The 24184-nt window shown below is 72.1% G+C and carries 25 protein-coding genes and 1 pseudogene; 13 read left to right on the forward strand and 13 right to left on the reverse strand.

What is annotated here, in order from left to right; genetic code table 11:
- Positions 1–13: 13 nt before the first annotated feature.
- The 7 genes from BJP25_RS04030 to BJP25_RS36060 form a co-directional block, all read right to left on the reverse strand.
- Positions 14–1585 (reverse strand): AMP-binding protein, encoded by a 1572-nt coding sequence (locus BJP25_RS04030; protein ID WP_075973412.1) that lies wholly within the window; start codon positions 1583–1585, stop codon positions 14–16.
- Positions 1582–2247, reverse strand: a complete 666-nt coding sequence (locus tag BJP25_RS04035) for an iron-containing redox enzyme family protein (RefSeq protein ID WP_075973413.1) — start codon at positions 2245–2247, stop codon at positions 1582–1584. Before BJP25_RS04035 ends, BJP25_RS04030 begins: the two co-directional genes overlap by 4 nt.
- Positions 2244–2960, reverse strand: a complete 717-nt coding sequence (locus BJP25_RS04040) for a ferritin family protein (protein ID WP_075973414.1) — start codon at positions 2958–2960, stop codon at positions 2244–2246. The genes BJP25_RS04035 and BJP25_RS04040 overlap by 4 nt, the downstream gene beginning before the upstream one ends.
- A gap of 11 nt (positions 2961–2971) precedes the next feature.
- Complete coding sequence (locus BJP25_RS04045) at positions 2972–3535, reverse strand: carboxymuconolactone decarboxylase family protein (RefSeq protein WP_075973415.1); 564 nt, start codon at positions 3533–3535, stop codon at positions 2972–2974.
- Between the two features lie 18 nt (positions 3536–3553).
- A complete protein-coding gene (locus BJP25_RS04050) occupies positions 3554–5140 on the reverse strand; it encodes an NAD(P)/FAD-dependent oxidoreductase (RefSeq protein WP_075973416.1) in 1587 nt (528 codons plus the stop codon).
- Positions 5141–5188: 48 nt separating this feature from the next.
- Complete coding sequence (locus BJP25_RS04055) at positions 5189–5803, reverse strand: N-acyl amino acid synthase FeeM domain-containing protein (protein WP_075973417.1); 615 nt, start codon at positions 5801–5803, stop codon at positions 5189–5191.
- A 622-nt stretch (positions 5804–6425) separates the two neighbouring features.
- The gene (locus tag BJP25_RS36060; protein ID WP_075973418.1) at positions 6426–7643 is read right to left on the reverse strand and encodes a restriction endonuclease subunit S; all 1218 of its coding nucleotides are present in this window, start codon (positions 7641–7643) and stop codon (positions 6426–6428) included.
- Positions 7644–7719: 76 nt separating this feature from the next.
- Between BJP25_RS36060 and BJP25_RS04065 the strand changes: the two genes are divergently transcribed.
- Positions 7720–8163, forward strand: a complete 444-nt coding sequence (locus tag BJP25_RS04065) for a PPOX class F420-dependent oxidoreductase (protein WP_075973469.1) — start codon at positions 7720–7722, stop codon at positions 8161–8163.
- A 58-nt stretch (positions 8164–8221) separates the two neighbouring features.
- Positions 8222–8884 carry a transcriptional repressor LexA gene (lexA, locus tag BJP25_RS04070; RefSeq protein ID WP_075973419.1) on the forward strand — a complete coding sequence of 221 codons (663 nt, stop codon included), beginning with the start codon at positions 8222–8224 and terminating at the stop codon, positions 8882–8884.
- Between the two features lie 197 nt (positions 8885–9081).
- Here the strand turns inward: lexA and BJP25_RS04075 are convergent, their stop codons facing one another.
- Together BJP25_RS04075 and BJP25_RS04080 are read right to left on the reverse strand one after the other, a co-directional pair.
- Complete coding sequence (locus tag BJP25_RS04075; protein WP_075973420.1) at positions 9082–9411, reverse strand: AzlD domain-containing protein; 330 nt, start codon at positions 9409–9411, stop codon at positions 9082–9084.
- On the reverse strand, positions 9408–10091 hold the full coding sequence (locus BJP25_RS04080; RefSeq protein ID WP_075973470.1) for an AzlC family ABC transporter permease: 684 nt from the start codon (positions 10089–10091) through the stop codon (positions 9408–9410). The genes BJP25_RS04075 and BJP25_RS04080 overlap by 4 nt, the downstream gene beginning before the upstream one ends.
- Before the next feature lie 336 nt (positions 10092–10427).
- Here BJP25_RS04080 and BJP25_RS04085 point away from each other — a divergent pair, with 336 nt between their 5' ends.
- The gene (locus BJP25_RS04085) at positions 10428–11039 is read left to right on the forward strand and encodes a malonic semialdehyde reductase (RefSeq protein WP_075973421.1); all 612 of its coding nucleotides are present in this window, start codon (positions 10428–10430) and stop codon (positions 11037–11039) included.
- Positions 11040–11244: 205 nt separating this feature from the next.
- Here the strand turns inward: BJP25_RS04085 and BJP25_RS04090 are convergent, their stop codons facing one another.
- Entirely contained in the window at positions 11245–12651 is a 1407-nt protein-coding gene (locus BJP25_RS04090) for an LVIVD repeat-containing protein (RefSeq protein ID WP_408607090.1), read from the reverse strand.
- A gap of 161 nt (positions 12652–12812) precedes the next feature.
- Here BJP25_RS04090 and BJP25_RS04095 point away from each other — a divergent pair, with 161 nt between their 5' ends.
- Both BJP25_RS04095 and BJP25_RS33055 read left to right on the forward strand, forming a co-directional pair.
- Entirely contained in the window at positions 12813–13445 is a 633-nt protein-coding gene (locus BJP25_RS04095; protein ID WP_075973422.1) for a DUF305 domain-containing protein, read from the forward strand.
- 374 nt (positions 13446–13819) lie between these two features.
- Entirely contained in the window at positions 13820–14068 is a 249-nt protein-coding gene (locus BJP25_RS33055) for a hypothetical protein (RefSeq protein WP_143218870.1), read from the forward strand.
- A gap of 9 nt (positions 14069–14077) precedes the next feature.
- Here the strand turns inward: BJP25_RS33055 and BJP25_RS04100 are convergent, their stop codons facing one another.
- The gene (locus tag BJP25_RS04100) at positions 14078–14485 is read right to left on the reverse strand and encodes an Imm1 family immunity protein (RefSeq protein ID WP_233157904.1); all 408 of its coding nucleotides are present in this window, start codon (positions 14483–14485) and stop codon (positions 14078–14080) included.
- Positions 14486–14504: 19 nt separating this feature from the next.
- Positions 14505–15218: pseudogene (locus tag BJP25_RS36510) on the reverse strand (DddA-like double-stranded DNA deaminase toxin); the annotation flags it as partial.
- Positions 15219–15590: 372 nt separating this feature from the next.
- Between BJP25_RS36510 and thrS the strand changes: the two are divergent.
- Positions 15591–17600 carry a threonine--tRNA ligase gene (thrS, locus tag BJP25_RS04115; RefSeq protein ID WP_408607092.1) on the forward strand — a complete coding sequence of 670 codons (2010 nt, stop codon included), beginning with the start codon at positions 15591–15593 and terminating at the stop codon, positions 17598–17600.
- A 63-nt stretch (positions 17601–17663) separates the two neighbouring features.
- Complete coding sequence (locus BJP25_RS04120) at positions 17664–18209, forward strand: HIT family protein (protein ID WP_075973426.1); 546 nt, start codon at positions 17664–17666, stop codon at positions 18207–18209.
- A gap of 48 nt (positions 18210–18257) precedes the next feature.
- Here BJP25_RS04120 and BJP25_RS04125 read toward each other — a convergent pair whose 3' ends face one another.
- The gene (locus BJP25_RS04125; protein ID WP_075973427.1) at positions 18258–18818 is read right to left on the reverse strand and encodes a YceI family protein; all 561 of its coding nucleotides are present in this window, start codon (positions 18816–18818) and stop codon (positions 18258–18260) included.
- 101 nt (positions 18819–18919) lie between these two features.
- On the opposite strand from BJP25_RS04125, the gene BJP25_RS04130 reads away from it, so the two are divergent.
- The 6 genes from BJP25_RS04130 (at position 18920) to BJP25_RS32005 (ending at position 24100) form a co-directional block, all read left to right on the forward strand.
- Entirely contained in the window at positions 18920–19495 is a 576-nt protein-coding gene (locus BJP25_RS04130) for a MarR family winged helix-turn-helix transcriptional regulator (RefSeq protein WP_084793669.1), read from the forward strand.
- 87 nt (positions 19496–19582) lie between these two features.
- Complete coding sequence (gene pgsA, locus BJP25_RS04135; protein ID WP_075973428.1) at positions 19583–20197, forward strand: phosphatidylinositol phosphate synthase; 615 nt, start codon at positions 19583–19585, stop codon at positions 20195–20197.
- Complete coding sequence (locus BJP25_RS04140; RefSeq protein ID WP_075973429.1) at positions 20194–21075, forward strand: phosphatidylinositol mannoside acyltransferase; 882 nt, start codon at positions 20194–20196, stop codon at positions 21073–21075. The genes pgsA and BJP25_RS04140 overlap by 4 nt, the downstream gene beginning before the upstream one ends.
- On the forward strand, positions 21072–22196 hold the full coding sequence (locus tag BJP25_RS04145; protein ID WP_075973430.1) for a glycosyltransferase family 4 protein: 1125 nt from the start codon (positions 21072–21074) through the stop codon (positions 22194–22196). The genes BJP25_RS04140 and BJP25_RS04145 overlap by 4 nt, the downstream gene beginning before the upstream one ends.
- Positions 22193–23170, forward strand: a complete 978-nt coding sequence (locus BJP25_RS04150; protein ID WP_075973431.1) for an NUDIX domain-containing protein — start codon at positions 22193–22195, stop codon at positions 23168–23170. The genes BJP25_RS04145 and BJP25_RS04150 overlap by 4 nt, the downstream gene beginning before the upstream one ends.
- 50 nt (positions 23171–23220) lie before the next feature.
- Positions 23221–24100, forward strand: a protein-coding gene (locus tag BJP25_RS32005) for an IS5 family transposase (protein ID WP_143218829.1) whose coding sequence is annotated in 2 segments (ribosomal slippage) — positions 23221–23588 and positions 23587–24100 — 882 coding nt in all. Because the reading frame shifts where the segments join, the coding sequence is not laid out codon by codon here.
- Positions 24101–24184: the final 84 nt, after the last annotated feature.

Genomic DNA, 24184 nt, shown 5'->3' on the forward strand with positions numbered 1-24184 from the left:
GCTGCGGCGGCGCTCACCCCGGCTGCCGGGTCCACTCCGCCGCCGCGCCGTGCACGGCCTCGATCACGTGCCGCCGGGGCTTGCCGGTCTCGGTCAGGCAGCCCTCCTCGACCGTCGGCATCCGGTCCACCACGGCGAAGGACTTCACCCGCTCCCACGGGTGCAGCCCGCGGTTGACCGGGGCGAGCGCGGCGGCCACGTCGTCGGCGGTGGGCGCGCTCCCGGCCTCGAAGAACAGCAGGGCGCGCAGCTTGCCGCCGGGGCCGGGCGCGACCTGGCACAGCCCGGCGCCCGCCGCCGTCGCCAGCGCCGTCTCGATCGGGGTGACGAACACCTTCTCGCCGCTGGGCAGCACCAGGAAGTCGCGCAGCCGCCCGAGCACGCGCAGGAACCCCTCGTCGTCCAGCTCGCCGACGTCGGCGGTCGGCTCGAACCGGTCGGGGTCCCAGTGCCGGGGCTCGACGCAGCCGTCCACCAGGCGCCCGTGCAGGAACGGCGTGGGCGTGCGCACCTGGATCTCCCGGGTGTCGGGGTCCAGCCGCACCTCGCCCCACGGGATCGGCTTGCCCACCGTGCCGGGCTTGCGCGCCGCGGGGGTGTTGAGGCCGATCATGCCCAGCTCGGTGGTGCCGTACACCTCGTGCACGGGCAGCCCCGCCGCCAGCAGCTCGGCCATCAGCGCCGGGTCGGTCGGGGCGCTGCCGACGAAGATCGACCGGATCGCGTCGCCGAACACCGCCCGGTACGCCACCGCGGGCGGCGCGCCGCTCTTGCCGACCCGCCACCGCACGTGCTCCAGCACCCGGGGCACGGTGACGTGCAGGGTGGGCTGGTGGGCGGCGCTGTCGGCGGGCATGTGCGCGGGGTCGGACAGCACGAAGTCCAACCCGGCGCGCAGTCCCCAGTAGAGCATCATCCGCTGCGGCAGGTGCGACAGCGGCAGGTACAGCAGCAGCCGGTCACCCCGCCCGAACCCGTACAGCTCGGCGAACCTGTCCATGGTGAACAGCAGCGGCGCCGCCTCCACGGTGAACAGCTTGGGCTCCGACAGCGTCCCGCTCGTCGACACCACCGTGAACGGCCCGGAGCGGGCGGGGGCGGGCGCGCCGCCGTCCCCGCCCCCGGCCACCAGGTCGGCCACCGCGGGCACGTCGAGCCCCTCGGGCGCCTCGGGCCCGAGGAACACCACGTCCAGGCCCGCCGCCCGGAACGCCGCCGCCGCGTCCGGGTTGTCGGTGAAGGCCAGCCCGCACCCGCTCTCCCGCGCGACCGCGACCGCGCGCGCCACCGGGGCGCTGGGGTAGAGCGCCACGGACAGCGCCCCCACCAGCACGCACGCCAGGTCGGCGAGCACCCACTCGTAGCCGGTGACCCCGTGCACGGCCACCCGGTCGCCCGCGCCCACGCCGCGGCCGCGCAGCGCCGCGGCCAGCGCCCCGGCGTCCGCGCGGCACGCGGCGTGGCTGACCCGCAGCGCCTGCCCGGCGCGGCGGAACAGGAACGCGGCGCCCTCCTCGCCCGCCATGCCGTCGAGCACGGCGGGCAGCGAGCAGGCCCGCGGCGCCGCGGTCGCGGTGGTGCTCACGCCGCGACCCGCCCCTTGCTCAGCGCGTCGGAGAACAGCTGCCCGTAGGCGCGCAGGGTGTAGCTCCAGGTCGTGACCATCAGCTCGTAGCGCTCGGGGGTCGTCGCCGCCCGGTCGAACGCCTTGCGCACCAGGGCGATGTGCTCCTGGTCCTCCTCCGAGTGCACCTTGAGGAAGGTGTGCGCGCGCTGGGCGAACTCGTAGGACACCATGGCCGAGGTGACCTTGGGGCCCAGCGAGGCGCCCAGGCCCTCGGTGGCCGCGGCGAACCCGAGCAGCGCGGCCGGGTCCTTCATGGACACCGCCCAGTGGTTCTGCCCCACCATCGTCCAGGTGCCCAGCCCCGGCAGGCCCGACAGGTAGGTGTCGGTGTCGTAGCCCAGGTGCTTGAGGTCCTGCACGCACAGCCGGTCGTGGTGGCGCTCCTCGATGGCGAGGTTGAGGAAGAAGTCCTGCAACCAGCCCTCGCTGCTGCGCGAGGCCGCCGCGGACAGGAAGTACGGGGTCTGGTTGACCAGGAAGTAGGTCTCCCGCAGGTAGGCCGCGTACACCTCCTCGGTCAGGTCGCCGCGCAGGATGGTGTCGATGAACGGGTGCTCCACCACGTCGGTCCGCAGCACGGACTCGGTCTCGGCGAGCGCCTTGTCGTAGGGGCTGGTCATGCGTCGTCCTCCGTGATCCCGATCCTGGCCATGACGTCGTCGAACCGGGCCCTGGTGCGCTCGGAGTAGTCGCTGGTGACGAACCCGGCGTCGCGGGCCCAGGCGATCGACTCCTTGAGCTGGCCGCCGAGGTAGCCCTCCATGTGCTCGCGGTACCACTTGCTGTGCTCCACGGCCCGCTTGCGCGCCTCCGGGTTGGCTTCGAGCACCTGGTTGGCGACGGTGATGCCGAACGCCACGTGCCGCCGCTCCTCGCGCTCGATGCGGTCGAACTGGTGGAAGTAGGGGGTGCCGCTGCGCGCCAGCTGCGCCAGCTCCTCCATCGCCAGCACGCCCTCGGCGTAGAGGTTGAGCCCGACCAGCACCTCGACCTCGTCGTCGCTGTAGAACAGCTTGGCGAACCGGTCACCGATGTCGTCGATGCGGTAGGCGTCGTGGTCGAACCCGTGCCAGGGCTGGCCCAGCAGCTCCACGCCCTCGCGGAACAGCCGGGCGTGCACGACCTCGTCGGCGGCGTGGCGGATGAGGTAGTTCTTCTCCCGCAGGCCGTTGCGCCGCGGCAGCCACCGCGCGCACAGGTCGATGATGTCCAGCTCGGAGTAGTAGAAGTTGACGTAGACGGTGAGGATCAGGTCCCAGGCGTTGCGCCCGTACTTGTCGATGATCTCCTGCTTGAGCGTGACCGACGGGTCCCGCTCGGTGGTGGCGGTCATGCCGCTCTCCTTCATGCGGTCGTGGACGTCGGCGCGGCGTCGAAGAGGTCCTCGACGTCGATGGACAGCGCCTTGAGGAACCGGCTCGTGAGGTTGTACATCCCGATCGCCAGCACGATCGTGACGACCTCGGCGGCCCCGAACTCGGCGGTGAGCCTGGCCCGCAGCTCGTCGGTGACGCCGTCGGGGTCGCGGGTCAGCGCGTCGGCGGTCTCCAGGATCAGCGCCTCGCGGTCGTCGAAGGCCGACCGCGCGCCCACCAGGTCCCCGACGACGGCGATCTGGTGCTCGGCGATGCCCGCCCGGCGCGCCGAGGCGGTCATGTGCGCCACGCAGTAGGTGCAGTCCTGGGCCTTGGCCGTGCCCAGCGCCGCCAGCGCGCGCAGCCGGGGCCCGATCGCGGGCGACCGGTACACCTGGGCCCACAGCGGGACGAACACCGCGAGCAGGTCCGGGCTGTTGGCCATGGCGCGCAGGATGTTGGGCACGAAGCCGTACTCGGCGCGCACGGCGTCGAACACCTGCCGCACCGGGGCCGGGACGGAGTCGTCGTCGAGCAGTTCGACGGTGGCCATGCCGGGTCTCCTCTCGGCTCAGGCGGTGGGGACGAGCAGCCCGTAGCTGACGGCCTCGTGCACCAGGCTCTGCGCGCTGTCGCGCTCCTGCCCGGCGGCGGCGAGCGCGCCGACGAGGTCGACGCTGCTGCGGTGCCCGTCGGCCAGCTCCAGCAACCTGCCCAGGTGCTCGGTCACCGCCAGCGTCGGCCCGGCCGGGGTCACCACCGACCTGCCCGGCCGCAGGTGCGCGCCGTCGATGGCCAGGTCGTCCACGTAGGACAGCTCGGTGGCGGTGGTCAGCGGCGCCTGCGGGTCGACGCCGACGCCGGTGCTCTTGCCGTCGAAGATCTGCTCGATGGTGCTGCGCAGCTCCCCGGGCACGTCCAGCTCGCGCAGGTACCTGCTGTACCAGGAGCGGTGCTGGAAGGCGCCCGCGATGAGCGAGATGAACGCCTTCTCCGGGTCGATCTCGGCCACGTCGAACTGGCTGCGGGCGTGCCAGAAGTAGGAGTCCTTGCTGCTGCCGTGCCCGCCGTAGAGGAAGTACACCTGCGCCCGCAGCCGCGCGAACTCCTTGCGGTAGGCCGCCTCGTAGAAGCCCAGCGCCTCGGCCTGCGGCACCTCCGGGCGGTCGAGCACGGTGTTGACGGTGACCGCGGCCAGGAAGCCGCTGAGCATCGCCAGGTGCACGCCGGTGGAGAACAGCGGGTCGATGAAGCACGCCGCGTCGCCGACGGCGATGTAGCCGTCGCCGCTGAACCGGTCGTACTGGTAGGACCAGTCCCTGGCCACGTGGATCTTGTCGGCCTGGGTGGCGCCCGCCAGCCGCGCCGCCAGCTCCGGGGTCTTGGCCAGGCACGCCTCGTAGTAGGCCTGCATGCCGCCCTCGCGGTTCTCGTGCAGCACCCTGCTGTCGACGACCATGCCGACGCTGGTGCGGTCCTCGCGCAGCGGGATGAACCACCACCAGCCGTCGTCGAAGGTCGGCAGGAACGTGTTGCCCGCGTCCAGGCCCGGCGGGCGCTCGGCGCCGGTCCAGTAGGTCCACACGGCGAGGTTCTTGAGGTAGGGGTCCCAGTTCTGCTCGTGCAGCTGCTTGGTGACCAGCCCGCCCTGCCCGGAGGAGTCGACGATCCACCGGGTGCGCACGGTGTGCGCGCCGCCGTCGGCGTCGGTGAAGCTCACCGTCGACGGGGCGCCGCCGGTGCCCAGCTCGAACCCGGTGACCCGGTGCTCCTCGCGGACGTCGGCGCCGTGCTCGCGGGCGTTGTCCAGCAGCAGCTTGTCGAACTCGCCGCGCTCGACCTGGTAGCCGTAGTCGTAGGGCATGGCGAGGGCGTCCTTGAAGTACACCGTCCAGGGCTCGCGGTTCTCGCCCCACACCCACTCGACGCCGTGCTTCTTGACGTAACCGTCGCCCTCGATCCGGTCGAGCACGCCGATGCGCTTCATCAGCTCCGCGGTCCCCGACAGCAGCGACTCGCCGATGTGGTAGCGCGGGAACCGCTCCGCCTCCAGGATCAGGACGCGCTTGCCGTAGTCGGTGAGCAGGGTGCCGGTCATCGACCCGCCGGGGCCACCGCCGATCACCACGACGTCGTAGAGCTCCGCTTCCTCTGGCACAGTTCTCCCTCGTTCTCGCTTCGCTGGGTGCGGTGGCCGGGCGGTCGGTCAGCCGTAGACGGCGACGTCCGCGTCCGGGGCCACCAGGTACCGGTAGAACGGGCTGTCGCTGCGGTAGCCCCGCGAGAACAGCTCGCCGGTGTCGAGCAGCAGCGCGGTGCTGGTGTCGGGCTCGTCGAGCTCGGTGTCGACGAACTCGATGCCGGTCTCGGTGAACCCGAGCGCCAGCAGCGGCCCCATCGGCGTGGTGGCCGTGTTGCGGAACAGGTCCGCGACGATGTGCGAGTAGCCGTTGCGCAGGCACCAGTGCAGGCACCCCTTGGACAGCGCGGCGAAAACGCCGTACGGCATTTCCGGGTAGCGCTGGTTGCGGAACTCCTCCAGGATCATCAGCCGCTGGCACTCGACCAGCCTGCGGCCTTCCCCGCGCAGGGCGGTGATGTCGGCGAACTGCTCGATCGGCAGCCGCAGGGACGAGTCCCTGACCAACCGCATGGTGCCCACCACCCGGCCGCCGGTGGCGGCCAGCAGGTACGCCGAGTGCGGGTGGAACCAGTCCTTGTGCAGCTCCGGGGCGTCCGGCGGCAACCACCCGTGCTCGCGGCCGTAGACCGCCCGCCACAGCCCGTCGACCTCGTCGTAATCGGAATCCGCGCACGCCAAATAGACCCCTGAATTGCGTGGAGTCGTCAGCGTGCGCTCAACGAATTGCCACTCCAAAGCACTCCCTGGAAAACGGCTCGTGAGCTGAGCGCCGGTCGACGCTGACCTTTACTCGGTTTTCCCAGCGTGGCAGGCCGTCGTCGGGGTGTCAACGGCCCGCGGACCCGCCCGCGGGCGGTTAACTCGTTCGGAGCACGTTTAGCGCGGGAGCGCGCCGAACGAATGCGGTGCCGGTCGGGTGCGGCCGCTTCCCCCATTCGGTTCCTCTTCCGCCGAGAGATTATTCCCCGGACGTGGAATGTCTGTCCACAGTGGAATTGACAGGTCGGTCCGCCGCCGCGCGGCCCGGCACACGTCGCAGGCCGTCCGCTGTGGACCCGGTGATCCACAACGGTTCGCAGTCGCGCGCCCCCGGCGCCCGCGGGCCGGGCGGGCCGCGGCTGGGCGGTGGTCACCCGCGCGGGGCAGGTCGCGGGTGCGCTTCCGGTCACACCGGCCGCACGCCGTACGACTCATTCGGCGCACTCCCGCCCGTTCTCGGCGTCCGAAGGGTGGAATGGAAATCAAGTGGGAGGAGAACGGGATCAACCGGGGGTTGGCACGCCGTTCACCGCGCCGTGAATCAGGGCCGGGCGGTCGACAGGTCGAGGGCACCGGTGACGGCGGTGGCGATGAGGGTGTGGCGGCGCTCGGCGATCAGGGCCAGTTGGCGCTCGGTGGCGGTGCGGTGGGCGGCGGCCGCCGTGAGGCGCTCGTCCACCTCCGCCGCGGTGCGGGCCTGGGCGGCGGCCGGGGGGACGTGGGCGGCGGCGGACAGGTAGGCGGAGCTGTCGAGGTTCTGGATGCCCGTCGTCTGCTTGGTGTGGGCGGCGGTGCGGCCCGCGTGGTAGCGCGCGGCCAGGAGCAGGGCGGCGTAGCGGGGGTGCACGTGCGGGCGCGGGCGCAGGATGGAGACGAAGTTGGACGTGGTGGCGCGGGTTCCCGGCGGGCCGTCGTAGCTCACGGCGAAGCCCACGGGCGTCTTCCCGCCGCCGCCGGAGCGCTCCAGCAGGACGTCGCCGGGGCGCAGGGCCCGGGTGCGGAGCTGGTCGGGGGTGAGGCGCCGGTGGGTGGTGGCCGCCGCGCCCGCGGTGAGGGTGCGGCGGTCGAAGTCCGCGACCCGCACGCACAGGACGTCGTCCGGCCCCCCGTCCGGGTCCGCCCCCCACGCCCCCGCCCGCTCCGGCTCGAACAGGTGCTTGACCGGCACCCGCCGCCCCTCCCCGCCCGGTCGGTCCAGGGCGGCGACCAGGTGGGTCCTGGTGCGGTCGTCGACGAGCGCCAGCTCCCGGGCGTGCGACCGGGCCAGGGCGTCGAGGTCGGCGGTGGCGGCGTCGAGGGCGTCGGCGACGCGGCGCTGGGTGGCCGGGTCCGGGTGCGGCAGCAGCAGGTTGCGGACCAGTTCGGCGGTCAGGTTGTCCTGGGTGGTGCCGCGGGCCTGGGCGGGCAGCCGCTCGCGGGTCGCCAGCAGCGCGTACCGCAGGAACCGGGTGTCGGTGCCCGGGTCGGTGGGGGTGATGCCCAGGATCGCCTGGTTCCACGCCGCCGCCCGGCCCAGCACCGCCGCGTGCCCGATGCTGGCGTAGACGCTGAACAGCAGCGTGCCCGCCGGGGCCACGGTCAGCCGCGCCGCCGCCACCCCCGCCGGGGTGACCTGCCGGGCGGTGGTGGTGACCTCCGCGCGGTTCGACATGTCGGAGATGGCGACCCAGGGGATGCCCCCGGCCACCGCCCAGCACCGGGCGTCGCCCACCGGCGGCGTGCCCCCCGCGGTCAACCGCGCGAGGTGCTTCAACCGCATCTGGGGCCAGGCCACCGCGCACCCCCTCGCCGCCGCTCCCGGGAACCGGGACGATGGTGCCAGGACCACCACGGCGATGACGGAAGGACCCACCGTGTCCGACTTCGACCCCCGCGCCCTGCTCGCCGCGAGCAGGCTCGGCGTCCTGGCCACGATCAAGGCCGACGGGCTGCCGCAGCTCTCCCCGGTGATGCCGTTCTACGACCCGGCGACCGGCCTGCTGCACGTGTCGATGACCGAGGGCCGGGCCAAGACCGCCAACCTGCGCCGCGACCCGCGCGCCGCCCTGGAGGTCACCAGCGAGGACGGCCGGTCGTGGGCGACCGCGGAGGGCCCGGTCGAGCTGGTCGGCCCCGGCACCGACCCGCAGGGGCCCGAGGTGCAGGCCCTCGTCGACTACTACCGCGCGGCCGCGGGCGAGCACCCCGACTGGGACGAGTACCGGGCGACGATGGTGGCGGACAAGCGGGTGCTCATGACCATGACCGTCGCGCGCGTCTACGGGCAGTCCATCGGGTGAGGGGCGGGCCCGGGGTGTTGTGCCGGGTGCGCGGGGCGGGCGGCGGTAGGCTCGCCGGGTGATCAGCCACGACGACCTCGACCCGTTCGGTGACCTCGACGCCGCTGCGCTCCCCGAGCGCCAGCAGCGCATCCTGGTGGCCATCCGGGACTGCGTCGTGCGCCACGGGTACTCGCCCAGCACCCGCGAGATCGGCGACGCGGTCGGCCTGCGCTCCACCTCCGCGGTCTCCCGCCACCTCGCCAGCCTGGAGGAGAAGGGCTTCCTGCGCCGCAGCGCCTCGGTGTCGCGCCCCATGGACGTCCGGGTGTTCCTCGGCGGCGGGCGCGACGAGCCGGGCGAGGGCGACTCGGTCCCGGTCCCGGTCGTGGGCGACATCGCCGCGGGCACCCCGATCCTGGCCGAGCAGCACGGCGACGAGACGCTCACCCTGCCCAGGGAGCTGACCGGCCGCGGCACGGTCTTCGCCCTGCGGGTGCGCGGCGACTCCATGGTCGACGCCGCCATCTGCGACGGCGACACGGTGGTGGTCCGCCAGCAGCCCGAAGCCCACAACGGCCAGATCGTCGCCGCGATGATCGACGACGAGGCCACCGTGAAGGTCTTCCAGCGCAGGGGCGGCCACGTCTACCTGGAGCCGCGCAACCCCGCCTACGACGTCATCGACGGCGACCGCGCAACGGTCCTGGGCGTCGTCGTCTCCGTCCTGCGCAGCGTGTAGGGCAGATCCTCGCCTTCGGCTTTAAGGGCTTTCGGGACTTTGGTTACGTTGCGTGCGAACAAAAGCAGCGCGCCCACCTACGGAACCGCCGGCCCGGCTACGCAACCACCACATCGAGCCCGCAAAGAAAATCCCGCGCTCTTCAAAGCCCCGAAGCCGAAGGCGAGGCGAACCAACACCCCTCAAGCCCAACCAGTTCACGGCACCCCCACCAACCGCAACCCGACCGTCACCGCCGCGGCAGCCGCGATCACCAGGATGAAAGGTGCGCGGCGCCAAGCCAGAACGCCCGCCACCACCACCCCCGCGGGCCGGGCGTAACCGGCGAAGGCCGCTCCCTCGGTCAGCCCGTAGATCGCCACCAGGGAAGCCAGCAGCACCACCGAGCTGACTTCCAAGAAGCGCGCCACGCGCGGGGGGAACGTGATGCGGCTGCGCAGTGCCGGTCCCGCGAAGCGGAAGGCGTAGGTGCCCGCGGACAGCACGCCGATGGACGTGAAGAGCAGCACGGGGTTGGCGAAGGTCATGCGGCGACCCGCACCTTCGGCTCGCGCAGGGCGACCAGTGCGCCGAGGATGGCGATGAGGACCGGGAGGCCCGCGGGGAGGACGGGGGTGGCGGCCAGGGCCAGCACGGCTCCGATGACGGCGCCCGCCCGGGTGGTGCTGTCGCGGAGGGAGTCGGCGATCAGGGCCAGGAGGACGGCGGGGAAGACGGCGTCGAGGCCCAGGGCGGCGGTGTCGGGGACGAGGGTGCCGATGAGGCCGCCGAGGGCGGTGCCGAGGGGCCAGCAGGTCGACACGGCCAGGCCGCAGAGCCAGTAGGCGAGGCGCTTGCGGTGGGGGGTGTCCTGGGCGATGGCCATGGCGACGGACTCGTCGTTCATGAGGTGGACGCCGAGGAGGCGGCGGGGGCCGCGGCCGAGGACGTCGGGCAGGGCCAGGCCGTAGGGCAGGTGGCGGGAGTTGACGAGCAGGCCCGCGGCCATGCCCGCCAGGGGGTTGCCGCCCGCCAGGACGACGCCGAGGAAGAGGAATTCGGCGCCGCCCGCCAGGACGACGCAGCTGAGCAGGACGGGGAACCAGAGCGGGAGGCCGCCCGCGACGGCGGTGGCGCCGTAGGAGAGCGCGATGGCGGTGACCGCAAGCGCCACCAGCGCCACGTCGGTGAGCAGCGCGCGCTCGGGGGAGCCTGGGGGGAACCGCATGCCGACGATGGTGGACCCGGCCACGGGTGTTCGTCAAGCCGAACGGTCGTATGATCCGCCGAACGGCCGGGTGGCTGCGCAGGACCTCACGGTACGCGACCGAGCCTGGGAAGGCGTCGGTCGCGACCGGCGCCGCGAGCTGCGGGCGCGTTGCTCACGAACTGGACGAAATGGACGTCCCTTGAGGATGGTCGACGCGGGTCGCGCCGCGCGGGTGCGCGGTGCGCGGCGGTGGGTGTGGTCGTGGTCACCCCGCGTGGTGGAACACCTCGGCGGTGCCGTAGGTTGGGGGTAGTTGAAAGCTTGACCAACCTGAGACCGGAGAGCGGACACCCCATGACCACCGAGCAGTCCACCCGCGCCCTGCACCTGGCCGAGGAGGCCCAGGACCTGCTGTTCCGCGAGGCGCGCACGGCGAACTCCTTCTCCGCAGAGCCGGTGACCGACGAGCAGGTCCAGGCCATCTACGACCTGGTCAAGTGGGCCCCCACCTCGATGAACACCCAGCCGCTGCGGGTGCTGCTGGTGCGGTCGCCGGAGGCCAAGGCCCGGCTGCTGCCGCTGATGTCGGAGGGCAACCGCGCCAAGACCGAGAGCGCCCCGCTGGTGGCCGTGCTCGCCGCCGACACCGACTTCCACGAGCACCTGCCCACCCAGTTCCCGCACTACCCGGGTGCCAAGGACAACTTCTCCGACGAGGGCGGCCGCGTCGAGTTCGCCAAGTTCAACGCGCTGCTCCAGGTCGGCTACTTCATCCTCGGCGTGCGCGCCGCGGGCCTGGCCGCGGGCCCGATGTCCGGCTTCGACGCCGCCGGGGTGGACGCGGAGTTCTTCGCCGACGGCAAGCGCAAGTCGCTCGTCGTGGTCAACATCGGCAACCCGGGCGAGAGCCCCTGGTTCGACCGCAACCCGCGCCTGGGCTTCGAGCAGGTCGTCGAGACGGTCTGACCCCTGGACGCGAGGAAGGCCCCCGACCGGATCCGGTCGGGGGCCTTCCTCGCGTCCAGGGGTCAGACCGTGCTTCCCCGGAGCGGCGTCAACTCGTGCGTCGTTGTGCCGGGTTGCCTCGGGTGGGACAGGCAGCCGTGGTGGCAAACGGGGGACGGTGCCGGGTGGGGACGCGGGGGCGGGTGGCGGGTGTGCGAAGCACCAATCAATACGTTCCCTGGGTCTGCACGTTCAGCTCGGTGGTGCGGTTGGCCTTGGCCGGGTCCGTCCTGGGGTCGTCGATGCGCAGCACGTCGAAGCCCTTGCCCAGGTCGGAGGCGTAGATGTAGCCGTTGTAGTAGTAGGCCGACCACACGCCGCCGCTCTCGTCCGGGTCCGCGGCGGGGCCGCGCTCGAAGAACCCGATCTCCTTCGGCGCCCGGGAGTCGGTGAAGTCCACGACCTGCACCCCGCCCATGTACCAGGCCTGCACCATGATGTCGCGGCCCGGCACCGGCAGCAGCGAGCCGTTGTGCGCGACGCAGTTCTCCTCGTCGGTCTGCTCGCGGCTGATCTTGTAGAAGCTGCGGAACTCCAGCTTGCGGTTGGCGCCGCGGCCGGTGATGTCGTAGACGCCGTCGGCGCCGCGGGTCTGGCCGATCCGCGGGTTGCACGTCGCCGCGCCGCCGCCGCCCAGCTCATCGGTGAAGATGACCTTGGTGCCAGCGTTGTTGAAGGTGGCCGAGTGCCAGAACGCGAAGTGCAGGTCGTCCTGCACGCGGTGGATGACCCGCGGCTTCTCCCGGTCGGAGATGTCCATCAGGATGCCGTCGCCCATGCACGCCCCCGCCGCGAGGTTCTTCGACGGGTACGCGGTGATGTCGTGGCAGCCCGAGGTCGTCGAGACGTAGCCGGTGTCGACGGTGCCCGGGACGCCCGGGTTGCCGCCGTCGGGGAACAGGTTCGGCGTGGCCACGACCGCCGCCGACGCCGGGTTCTTCAGCGGGACCTTGATGATGCTGATCGAGTCGTGCGGCGGCTTGCACTTCGACAGGGTCGCCGACGGGCTGTAGGACGACACGTAGAGGTAGACGTCCTTGCCGTTGCGGCCCGGCACCAGCGTGTGCGTGTGCGACCCGCAGGCGGTCTCCACCGCGGTGACGTAGCGCGGGTTGCGCTTGTCGCTGATGTCGAAGACCTTCATGCCCTCCCAGTACGGCTTGGTGCCGTCGTTCTGCGAGGTGGAGTTGCAGGAGGCGTCGCTGCGCCGCGAGTCGGTGGACAGGAACAGCAGGTCCCCGCTCACCGACACGTCGTTCTGCGACCCCGGGCACAGCACCTGGCTGGTGATCGCCGGGTGCGTGGGGTCGGAGATGTCGTAGATGGTGAAGCCCAGGTAGTTGCCCGCGATGGCGTAGTTGCCGGTGAACGCCAGGTCGGTGCCCGTCGACGACGGCCCGGCCAGCGGCGCCGTCGCCGGGATGTTCGCGACGTGCGTGACGTTCGCGCTGGTCACCACCTCGTCCGGCGCCGGGAAGGCGCCCTGCGCCCCGGCCGGTCCCGCCCCCACCAGGGACGACGCCACGACAGCCACCACGGCCGCGGCGACCAGCGGTCGTCGGTTGACAGCCACAGCACCCACCCCTCTCGCACGTCCGGTCGGTGGCAGTATGACTGGCTGAAACCCGACATTCCACCATCCGACGTATCCAGTTTTCACCAGTTGCGCGCACGTTGTTGCCATCCCACGGCCGCAGGTACCGTCGAACCCGTCCCAGCGTGAGGAGGCCACCCGTGCGAGCCAGAGCCGTCCCGACCACCGCCGCGGCCCTCGCCCTGGCCCTGCTCACCGCCTGCTCCACCCCCGAGCCCCCGCCGAACCCGGTCCTGCAACCCGGCCTCCCCGGCGAACCCAACCGCACCCTCTCCGCCGACGACGCCGCCTCCGGTCTCCCGGCCACCCCGCCCAACGCCGCCGACTTCGCCTACGCGACCGGCATGGTCGTCCACCACCAGCAGGCCCTCCGCATGACCGACCTCGCCCCCACCCGCGCCGCCAACCCCCAACTCGCCGCCTTCGCCACCCGCATCGCCGACACCCAGCGCCCCGAGATCGACATGATGAACCGCTGGCTCACCCGCAACGGCGGCGATGACCACGCGGGTCACTCAGGCCATTCCGGGCACTCGGACCACGCGGGGATGCCCGGCATGGCCACTGAGGAGGAGTTGGCGGCCCTGGAAGCGGCCCGCGGCCCGGACTTCGACGCCCAGTTCCTGCGCTTGATGATCCGCCACCACGAAGGCGCGGTCGCCATGGCCCAAGAGGTGCAGCAGAAGGGCCAGGACGTGTTCGTGCAGGAGATGGCCGACAACATCATCGCTGAGCAGACTGACGAGATTGCCCGCATGCGCGCAATGGCCTGATTCTTTCCCCTCCCCGGCTGCCGCCTCTCTCTTTCCGGCTACCGCCGGACCCCGGCTGCCGCCGGACCTCTCCGGCTGCCGCCGGGGCCCCGGCGTTCGCCGGGGTGGGGGGTTGGGTGGGTGGCCCGGTTGGGTGGATCCGCTTGGTCGGGGCCCCTATGACGATCATGTGCTGTCGGGCGGGAAAAGGCGGGCTGAAAAGACGCCCGCCCGTCCCGTTTGGGTAGCACATGATCGTCACCCCCGACCAAGCGAATCCACCCAACCGGGCAGGTCACGCCGCCCGGCTCGGCTTCGATGGGCGGTCACCTTCTCGCGCAACCACGACCCACGCTGGCGCTGAGGTACCCCGGGCAAGGGGACCTTGGTCTCAAATGGTCTTGCCGTCCGATGTTCAAGCCACCCGTGTCGGGCGTCACTGGATGGACATCGCGCGTGCGTGGACTCTCGAAGGCAAGCCCGACAACGCTTTGAAGGCATTGCAGAATGCTAAGGCTGTTGCGCCGCAACAAACCAAGCTTCACCCGAATGCGCACGAGACACTGCGCGCTATCGCGGAGGCGGAGCGCCGACGCTCCAACTCGCTGGCCAAATTTGCCGCGTGGATGGGGCTTGAAATTTAGTGTCGAGATTTAGGTGAGTTCGCGCCAAAGAACCCCTTCGCAGCGATTACCGTTATTTGTCGCGAACTCGATCACGGCGCGCCTGACCTCGGCCAAGGCGATTTCGTCGCGGGCTTCAACAGGGAACTCGCTGCCGGTGTAGTCGTACATGACCTCGTTGGCCGCGTCGGTCCCGTTGGTGCCGATAAAGCTGCCGCGGTCGGTGATGATGCTCGCGAATCCGAGTTCGACCTCGGGGCGAACGCCGAATTGAAGAACCAACGGTTGGCCGCCCGTGTGCATCTCGACATTGGCGGCAACTGGAAAGTCGGCTTCCCTTGCTTCCGCCTCTACCTTGTCGAGGAACGAGGCGATGTGCGCAGGGTCGATGATCTCGGGATCGCGCTGCCCGACCTCGTACCACGCTTTGATGGTCACCACGGTTTCCGCCCTCCCGGATAGTCTTGCTTGAAGCCCCCGGCCCGTGAACGGTCAAGACGTACCCCACTGGCAACATTACCGATATGAGCGAGTCGCAACCGTAGGTACCGGGACACGGGACGTTGTTCATCACGATGACAGCACTCCTGATCCCGTTGTCGCGCATGTGCGCCGCAAGCTTGAGTTCGGCGTGCTTCGCGGCGAGGACAGGCGATCGTGGGATGTTCGCGTCCCGCAAGATCTCATCGACCCTCCCCGTGCGGTCGTCTTGACCGCTGACGACGGTGCCGTTGCTGCGTCCGTCGGTCGAGAACCACTCGCCTCGCGTCTTCTGCCCACGCCCGCGGGTGACCGGCGGCGGCAGGCGTTCACGAGCAGCGATCACGCGCGGGTCCTCGCCGTGCTCCTCGCGCCGAACGGGCACCGTCACGGCCCCCGCCGCCCTGGGCGTTGAGACGGGGCCGCCGCCCTCCAGCGACGCGACGTAGGCCCTGAGATCCCCCGCGATCCGTTCAAGCACCCGCCCCGCCGCCCGGACCGTCTCCGCCCCCTGCCGGTACTCGGCGGCTATCGCCCGCACCTCGGGTCGAGACGTGCCCGCCGTCGCGTTCGCCGCGATCCCCGCGGCCTCGTCCGCGCGGAGCACGGCCTCGACCATGCTCGCCCGCGCCGCGTCCATCGCCGCGAGAACCCCGCGCACCGCCGCGAGCAGCTCGCCCACGCCCGCCATCGCCCACCCCCGATCTCGACGCCTGTTCAGGATCGTGGGGTGGAGCCCTGACAGGTGGGTTCACCTGCGCCAACGTGTGCACTTCGCTATATTGCTCCCCAGCTTTTCCCGCTCTGTCAGCTCATGATCGCCGTAGGGGCCCCGCCCAAACAGGTCCACCGCATCGAGCCCGCCCTGAAAATCCCGGCACTCACCCCCGATGCCGCAGGCGAGGCGAGCGCCCCAGTCGGGACCCACCAGAAACCTGGGTGAAGAGCGCCGGCGCCGCCGGCTACGATCGGGGGCGACCGCACCACCCCTGGCCTGGTCAGCCCCGATGACGAGGAGTCCGCCGTGTCCGAGGCCCAGCCCGTTGCCGTTGCCACCGCGAGCGTGGTGGTGAAGGCGGGCACCACCGCGGGCGCGGCCGTCCGGGAGGCGGGGTTGCCCGGCAAGGGGCCCGACGCCGTCGTGGTGGTGCGCGATGCCGAGGGGCGGTTGCGGGACCTGGCGTGGGTGCCGGGGACCGACGTCGAGGTGCAGCCGGTGGCGGCGGACAGCGAGGACGGCCGGGCGGTCATCCGGCACTCGTGCGCGCACGTGCTGGCCCAGGCCGTGCAGCAGCAGTTCCCGGAGGCCAAGCTGGGGATCGGGCCGCCGGTGCGCGACGGGTTCTACTACGACTTCCAGGTCGAGCGGCCGTTCACCCCGGAGGACCTCGCCGCGCTGGAGAAGCGCATGAAGGCGATCATCAAGGGGTCGCAGCGGTTCTCCCGGCGGGTCGTGGAGTCGGTGGAGGCGGCGAAGGCGGAGCTGGCGGCGGAGCCGTTCAAGCTGGAGCTGGTGGACATCAAGTCGGACGTGGACACCGCCGAGGTGATGGAGGTGGGCGGTGGTGAGCTGACCATCTACGACAACCTCGACCCGCGCTCCGGCGACCGGGTGTGGGGCGACCTGTGCCGGGGGCCGCACGTGCCGACCACCAAGCACATCCCCGCCTTCAAGCTCACCAGGGTCGCCGCCGCCTACTGGCGGGGCAACGACAAGAACCCGCAGCTCCAGCGCATCTACGGCACCGCGTGGGAGTCGCAGGAGGCGCTGGACGCGCACCTGGAGCTGCTGGCCGAGGCCGAGCGGCGCGACCACCGGCGGCTGGGCAGCGAGCTGGACCTGTTCAGCTTCCCCGACGAGATCGGCTCCGGTCTGGCGGTCTTCCACCCCAAGGGCGGCATCATCCGCCGGGTGATGGAGGACTACTCGCGCAAGCGGCACGAGGAGGGCGGGTACGAGTTCGTCTACTCCCCGCACATCACCAAGGGCACGCTGTTCGAGGTGTCCGGCCACCTGGGCTGGTACCGCGACGGCATGTACCCGGCCATGCACCTCGACGCCGAGTACAACGACGACGGCACCGTGCGCAAGCCCGGCCAGGACTACTACCTCAAGCCGATGAACTGCCCGTTCCACGACCTGATCTTCCGCTCGCGCGGGCGCTCCTACCGGGAGCTGCCGCTGCGGATGTTCGAGTTCGGGTCGGTGTACCGGTACGAGAAGTCCGGGGTGGTGCACGGCCTGACCCGGGTGCGCGGCATGACGCAGGACGACGCGCACATCTTCTGCACCGAGGAGCAGGTGCAGGAGGAGCTCAAGTCGCTGCTGCGGTTCGTGCTCGACCTGCTGCGCGACTACGGCCTCGACGACTTCTACCTGGAGCTGTCGACCCGCAACGACGAGAAGTACGTCGGCTCCGACGAGGTGTGGGAGCGGGCCACCGAGACCCTGCGGATCGCCGCCGAGGACTCCGGCCTGGAGCTGGTGCCCGACCCCGCGGGCGCGGCGTTCTACGGGCCCAAGATCTCCGTGCAGGCCAAGGACGCGCTCGGCCGCACCTGGCAGATGTCGACCATCCAGCTCGACTTCAACCTGCCCGAGCTGTTCGAGCTGGAGTACACCGCCCCCGACGGCTCGCGCAAGCGGCCGGTGATGATCCACCGCGCGCTGTTCGGCTCGGTGGAGCGGTTCTTCGGCGTGCTCACCGAGCACTACGCGGGCGCGTTCCCGGCCTGGCTGGCGCCGGTGCAGGCGGTGGGCATCCCGATCGCCGACGAGCACTCCGAGCACCTGCTGGCCGTGGCCGATCAGCTGCGCGCGCACGGCATCCGGGTCGAGGTGGACCTCTCCGACGACCGGATGCAGAAGAAGATCCGCAACCACACCCTGCAGAAGGTGCCGTTCCTGCTGGTGGCCGGGGGCAAGGACGTGGAGTCCGGGTCGGTGTCGTTCCGCTTCCGCGACGGCTCCCAGCTCAACGGGGTGCCGGTGGCCGACGCCGTCGAGGCCGTGCGCGACTGGGTGGCCCGCCGGGAGAACACCTCCCCGAACGCCGAGGTGTTCAAGGCCTGAGACGCCGGTGGCCCGGGGTGCGGCGCACCCCGGGCCGTCAGCCCACCCGACTAGGATCGGGGCATGGCAGATCCGGAGCTGGAAGCCCAGGAGGGCGTCGGGATCCCCGACGCGTTGCAGCGGTTGTGGACGCCGCACCGGATGGCCTACATCAAGGGCCAGGGCAAGCCCGAGGGCGACACCTCCGACGGGTGCCCGTTCTGCGCCGTGACCGCGCTCGACGACGCCGACGCGCTGATCATCTCGCGCGGCAAGGGCGTGTACGCGCTGCTCAACCTCTACCCGTACAACCCGGGTCACCTGATGGTGGTGCCCTACCGGCACGTCGCGGACTACACCGACCTCACGCCGGAGGAGACCGTCGAGCTCGCGGAGTTCACCCAGCGCGCGATGCGGGTGGCGCGGCGGGTGTCGGCGCCGCACGGGTTCAACCTGGGCATGAACCAGGGCGTGATCGCGGGCGCGGGGATCGCCGCGCACCTGCACCAGCACCTGGTGCCGCGGTGGGGCGGGGACGCGAACTTCATGCCGGTCATCGGACACACGAAGGTGCTGCCGCAGCTGCTGGGGGAGACCCGGCAGCTGCTCGCGGACGCCTGGGACGCGTGAGGGCCCGCCGGGTCTCCCCGGCAGGCCCCCACGCGTCGCGCACCGGGCTCAGCCCTGGCGCAGCACGGCCTCGATGTCGAGGCTGATCTCGACCTTGTCGCCCACCAGGACGACGTTGTTCTGCACGCCCGCGAAGTTGACGCCGAAGTCCTTGCGGTTGATGTGCGCCTTGCCCTCGATGCCGATGCGGGTGCCGCCGTAGGCGTCGGCCGCGAAGCCGTTGAACTCGAAGGTCACCGGGACGGCCTTGGTGACGTCCTTGAGGGTCAGCTCGCCGTTGAGGACGTAGTCGTCGCCGTCGCGGGTGACCCCGGTGGCCTTGTAGGTCATGGTCGGGTACTTCTCGACCTCGAAGAAGTCCGCGGTCTTGAGGTGGCCGTCGCGGTCGGGGTTGCCGGTGTGGATCGAGTCCAGCTCCACGGCGACCTCGACCCCGGAGGTGGCCAGGTCGTCGGTGGTGGTGACGGTGCCGGTGAACGCGGTGAAGCGGCCCTTGACCTTGCTGATGCCGCCCATGTGCCGCACCGAGAAGCCCACCTCGGAGTGCGTGGGGTCGATGTCCCAGGTGCCCGCGACGAAGCCGGGGATCTCGGTGATGGCGGTGGTCATGGTGGTGCCTCTTCCCGTCGGGTCGAACGCTTGGTTGAACTCTCAATCGGAACGGTACACGGGACCGGTTGAGAGTTCAACTAGGGGGGTACGATGGGGGCATGGCCGAGGAAACGCGCTGGTTGAGCCCAGCGGAGCAGGACGTGTGGCGCACCTTCATCACCATGACCGCCGCGCTCACCGACGGCCTGGACCGGCAGCTGCAACGCGACGCCAAGCTGCCCTACACCTACTACGAGATCCTCGTGGTCCTCTCCGAGACGCCCGAGCGGGCGCTGCGGATGAGCGAGCTGGCGGGCCTGCGCGGCTCGTCGCGCAGCAGGCTCTCGCACGCGGTGTCCCGGCTGGAGGAGGCGGGCTGGGTCGAGCGGCGCGAGTGCCCCACCGACAAGCGCGGGCAGCTCGCCGTGCTCACCGACGCGGGCTACGCCGCCCTGGCCGCCGCCGCCCCCGGGCACGTCGGCGCCGTGCGCGCGGCCCTGTTCGACCGGCTCACCCCCGAGCAGGTCCGGGTGCTCGGGGAGATCAGCGCCGTCGTCCTCGACGGCCTCGACCCCGACAAGCAGCTGCCCGGCAACCGCTGCTTCGGCGGTGCCGCGGCCAGTGACGACCCGCACACGCCCGACCCTGCGGCACGCCCCGACCACGGGCAACCCGAGGTCGCGGGCACCGCCTGAACGGGTGGGGCCGCCCGCCGGCCGGCGCGGGCCGGTTACGCTGCCCGCGCCAGCCCCTCCCGCCGGACAGGTGTGCCCGACAGACTCATGCTCAACATCTTCGCCCGCGCCTCCGTCTCGCGCGTCACCGACCCGATCGGCGCCGCCCTGGTGCGCCTCGGCCTGACCCCCAACGCCATGACCCTGTTCGGCACGGCGGCCACCATCGCGGGCGCGCTGTGGCTGTTCCCCACCGGGCACCTGCTCGCGGGCACCTTCGTGGTGTGGGGCTTCGCCATGTTCGACCTGCTCGACGGGTCCATGGCGCGCGCGCTCGGCGGCGGGACGAAGTTCGGCGCCGTGCTCGACGCCAGCTGCGACCGGCTCGCCGACGGGGCGCTGTTCAGCGCCATCGTCTGGTACCTCCTCGTCGAGACCGACCACCCGGTGCTGGCCGTCGCCGCGCTCATCAACCTGGTCCTGGCGCAGGTCGTGTCCTACATCAAGGCCCGCGCCGAGGCGTCCGGGTTCACCTCGGCCGACGGCGGCCTCGTCGAGCGCGCCGAGCGGCTGATCATCACCCTCGTCGGCACCGGCCTCACCGGCCTGGGCGTGCCGTACGCGCTGGACGTGGCGCTGTGGCTGTGCGCGGCCGGGTCCGTGGTCACCGTGGTCCAGCGCGTGCTCGCGGTGCGCCGCGAGGCGCTGGGGACCGCGGCGTGAGCGGGCTGGCGGCGGCCGCCTACGGGCTGGGGTGGCGCCTGGTGCGGCTGCTGCCCGAGGGCGCGGCCAGGGCGCTGTTCACCGCGGGCGCGGACTGGGCGGCCCGGCGCCGGGGCCCCGGGGCCGAGCGGCTGCGGCGCAACCTGGCCAGGGTCGTCCCGCAGGCCGGGCCGCAGGAGCTCGACGAGCTGGTGCGCCAGGGCCTGCGCTCCTACGCCCGGTACTGGATGGAGGCCTTCCGGCTGCCCGCGATCGACCACGGCGAGATCGCCGACCGGCTGCGCATCACCGGCGAGGAGTACATCGCCGCCGGGCTGGCCGAGGGCAACGGCGTGGTGCTCGCGCTGACCCACTCGGGCAACTGGGACGCCGCGGGCGTGTGGCTGGTGCGCGAGCACGGCTCGTTCACCACCGTCGTCGAGCGGCTGCGGCCCGAGGCGCTGTTCGACCGGTTCGTGCGCTTCCGCGAGTCGCTGGGCTACGACATCGTGCCCGCCTCCGGCGGCGACCGGATGGCCTCGGTGGTGCTGGCCGAGCGGCTGCGCGAGAACAAGGTCGTCTGCCTGGTCAGCGACCGGGAGCTGGGCACCGGCGGGGTGCCGGTCACCTTCTTCGGCGAGCAGGCCAAGCTGCCCGGCGGCGCCGCCTACCTGGCCGCGCGCACCGGGGCGCGGCTGCTGCCCGCCGCGCTGTGGTTCACCGAGGACGGCTGGGCGGCGCGGGTGCACCCGCCGATCCCGGTCGGCGGCGTGCGCGGCATCGCCGCGGCCACCCAGGCCCTCGCCGACGTCTTCGCCGCCGACATCGCCGCCCACCCGGCCGACTGGCACATGCTGCAACCGGTGTGGACCGCCGACCGGGAGGGGGGCGGCGGGTGAGGGTCGGGATCGTCTGCCCCTACTCGTTCGACGTGCCGGGCGGGGTGCAGGCGCACGTGCTCGACCTCGCCAGGACCCTGCACGGCCTCGGCCACGACGTCGACGTGCTGGCCCCGGCCGACGAGGACACCCCGCTGCCGGACTTCGTGCACCCGGCCGGGCGGGCGGTGGCGATCCCCTACAACGGCTCGGTGGCGCGGCTGTCGTTCGGCCCGGTGTCCTTCGCCAGGGTGCGCCGCTGGATCCGCGACCACGACTTCGACGTGCTGCACCTGCACGAGCCCACCGCGCCCAGCCTGTCGATGCTCGCGCTGATGCTGGCCGACGGCCCCATCGTGGCCACCTTCCACACCTCCACCCCGCGCTCGCGCACGCTCAGCGCCTTCCAGGGCGTGCTCCAGCCGTTCCTGGAGAAGATCACCGCCAGGATCGCGGTGTCCGCGCTGGCCCGCCGCGTGCAGGTCGAGCACCTCGGCGGCGACGCGGTGGAGATCCCCAACGGCGTCGACGTCGGCTTCTTCCGCGACGCCGAGCCGCTGCCCGGCTACCCCCGCCCCGGCGGCACGATCGGCTTCGTCGGCCGCTTCGACGAACCGCGCAAGGGCATGCCCGTGCTGCTGGAGGCGCTGCGCCACCTCGACGACCTGCCCGAGGCCCGGCTGCTGGTGGTCGGCCGCGGCGACGAGGACGACCTGCGCCGGGCCGCCGGCCCCTGGGGCGACCGCATCGACCTGCTCGGCCAGGTCGACGACCCGACCAAGGCCAGGGCGCTGCGCAGCGTGGACGCCTACTGCGCGCCCAACACCGGCGGCGAGAGCTTCGGCATCATCCTCACCGAGGCCCTGTCGGCGGGCACCGCCGTGGTCAGCAGCGACCTCGACGCGTTCCGCCGCGTCCTGCTCGACGGCCGCGCGGGCGTGCTCACCGCCACCGGTGACCCGGTCTCGCTGGCCGCGGGCCTGCGCACGGCGCTGACCGACCCGGTGCGGCGCGCCGAGCTGGTGGCGTGCGGCACCGAGCGGGTGCGCGCCTACGACTGGTCCGTGGTCGCCGCCCAGGTGCTGCGCGTCTACGAGCAGGCCGTGGCCGCCGACCCGCGCGGCGTGGGGGAGATCGGGTGACCGGCGCGTGGCTGCTGGTCGGCGGCCTGGTGCTGCTGGTGGTGCTGGGCTCCTACCTGCTCGGCACGGCCAACCGGCTCGACCGGCTGCACGTGCGCACCGACGCCGCCTGGGCCGCCCTGGACGCCGCCCTGGCCCGCCGCGCGGTGGTCGCCAGGGCGGTCTCCGGCTGCCTGGCGCCCGACCCCGCCGACCAGCTGCGGGTGCTGGCCGAGCGCGCCGAGCGGGCCGACCGCGCCGACCGCGAGGCCGCCGAGAACGCGCTGACCAGGCAGATCGCCCTGGTCGACCGGCGCGAGCTGCCGCTGGCGCTGGCTGCCGAGCTGACCGACGCCGAGCACCGGCTGCTCATCGCCCGCCGGGTGCACGGCGACGCCGTGCGCGACACCCTCGCCCAGCGCCGCCGCCGGGTGGTGCGCTGGTTCAAGCTGGCGGGGTTCGCCCCCAGCCCCGGCTACCTCGACATCGCCGAGCCCGAGCCCGGCGCCGTGCCCCGGCCGCGCCCGTCGGCCAGGGTGGTGCTCGTCGACGACGACGGCCGGGTGCTGCTGTTCCACGGCCACGACCCCGCCGACCCGGCCGAGCGGTTCTGGTTCACCGCGGGCGGCGGCGTCGAACCGGGGGAGGACCTGCGCGCGGCCGCCGTCCGCGAGCTGGCGGAGGAGACCGGCCTGGTCGTGGCGCCGGAGCGGTTGCAGGGCCCGATCTGGCGCCGCCGGGTCGCCTTCACCCACGACGGGGTCGCCTACGACGGCGAGGAGTGGTTCTTCCTGCTGCGCGTGGGCGGCGGCGAGCCGATCAGCACGGCGGGCTTCACCGAGGGCGAGACCCGCTTCATCGACGGGCACCGCTGGTGGTCGGCCGCGGAGCTGAGCGCCGAGCGGCCCACGCACTACCCGGTGGAGCTGGCCGACCGGCTGCGCGAGCTGGCCGAGCAGGACTGGCGGCCCGGCCCGCTGCGGGTCGTGCGCTAGGGCCTGTCCTCAAAGTGGGTGTGGTTGATCTGCTTTGATCTTGTCCCGTGGTGCGCAGGCATGAGTTGACCGATGAGCAATGGCAGGTCGTGGAGCCGTTGTTGCCGCCTTCGGGTGTGAGGGGTCGTCCGAGGGTGGATGACCGCAGGGTGGTGAACGGGATGTTGTTCAAGGCCAAGACGGGGATCTCGTGGCGTGATCTGCCGGAGCGGTATGGGCCGTGGAAGACCGTCTACAACCGGTTCTGGCGGTGGTCGCGCAACGGGACCTTGGCCGCGCTGGTCGCCAGGGTGCGGGTCGTCGCCGAGGCGGTCGACGAGCTGGACCGGGAGGTCTCGGTCGACTCCTCGATCGTGCGGGCGCACCAGCACGCGGCCGGGGCCCGTCACGCCGTCGACCCCGGCGCGGGGGGCGGGGCGATCCCGCGGCGGGCAGGGCGAACCAGGTGATCATGCCATCGGCCGCTCTCGGGGCGGGCCCTCGACCAAGATCCATCTGGCGTGTGACGGGCACGGGCGTCCGTTGTCGGTGGTGTTGACCAGCGGCAACGTCAACGACTGCACCATGTTCACCCAGGTCATGGACGGGATTCGGTTCCGACGCCCCGGCCGGGGACGCTCGGGCGCCCGCCCGCGCAGGGTGCTCGCGGACAAGGGCTACTCCTCCCGCGCCATCCGCGCCTGGCTGCGGGCCCGGCGCATCCCCACCACCATCCCCGAACGCCGCGACCAACAGGCCGGACGACAACGACGAGGCCGAGCAGGCGGCCGCCCACCAGTCTTCGACCCGGTCGCCTACCGGCGACGCAACGTCGTCGAGCGCTGCTTCAACCGACTCAAGCAGTTCCGGGCCATCGCCACCCGCTACGACAAGACCGCCCTGTCCTTCCAGGCCATGATCGACCTCGCCACCCTCACACTCTGGCTTTGAGGACACGCCCTAGGGCCTGGCGCGGCTGTCGCTGGGCCAGGCTGTGCGGACGGGCCCTGGCTCGCCAAGTGGCCTGCCGAGATC

It is taken from the genome of Actinokineospora bangkokensis, assembly GCF_001940455.1.
In the GTDB taxonomy this organism is placed as follows: Bacteria; Actinomycetota; Actinomycetes; order Mycobacteriales; family Pseudonocardiaceae; genus Actinokineospora; species Actinokineospora bangkokensis.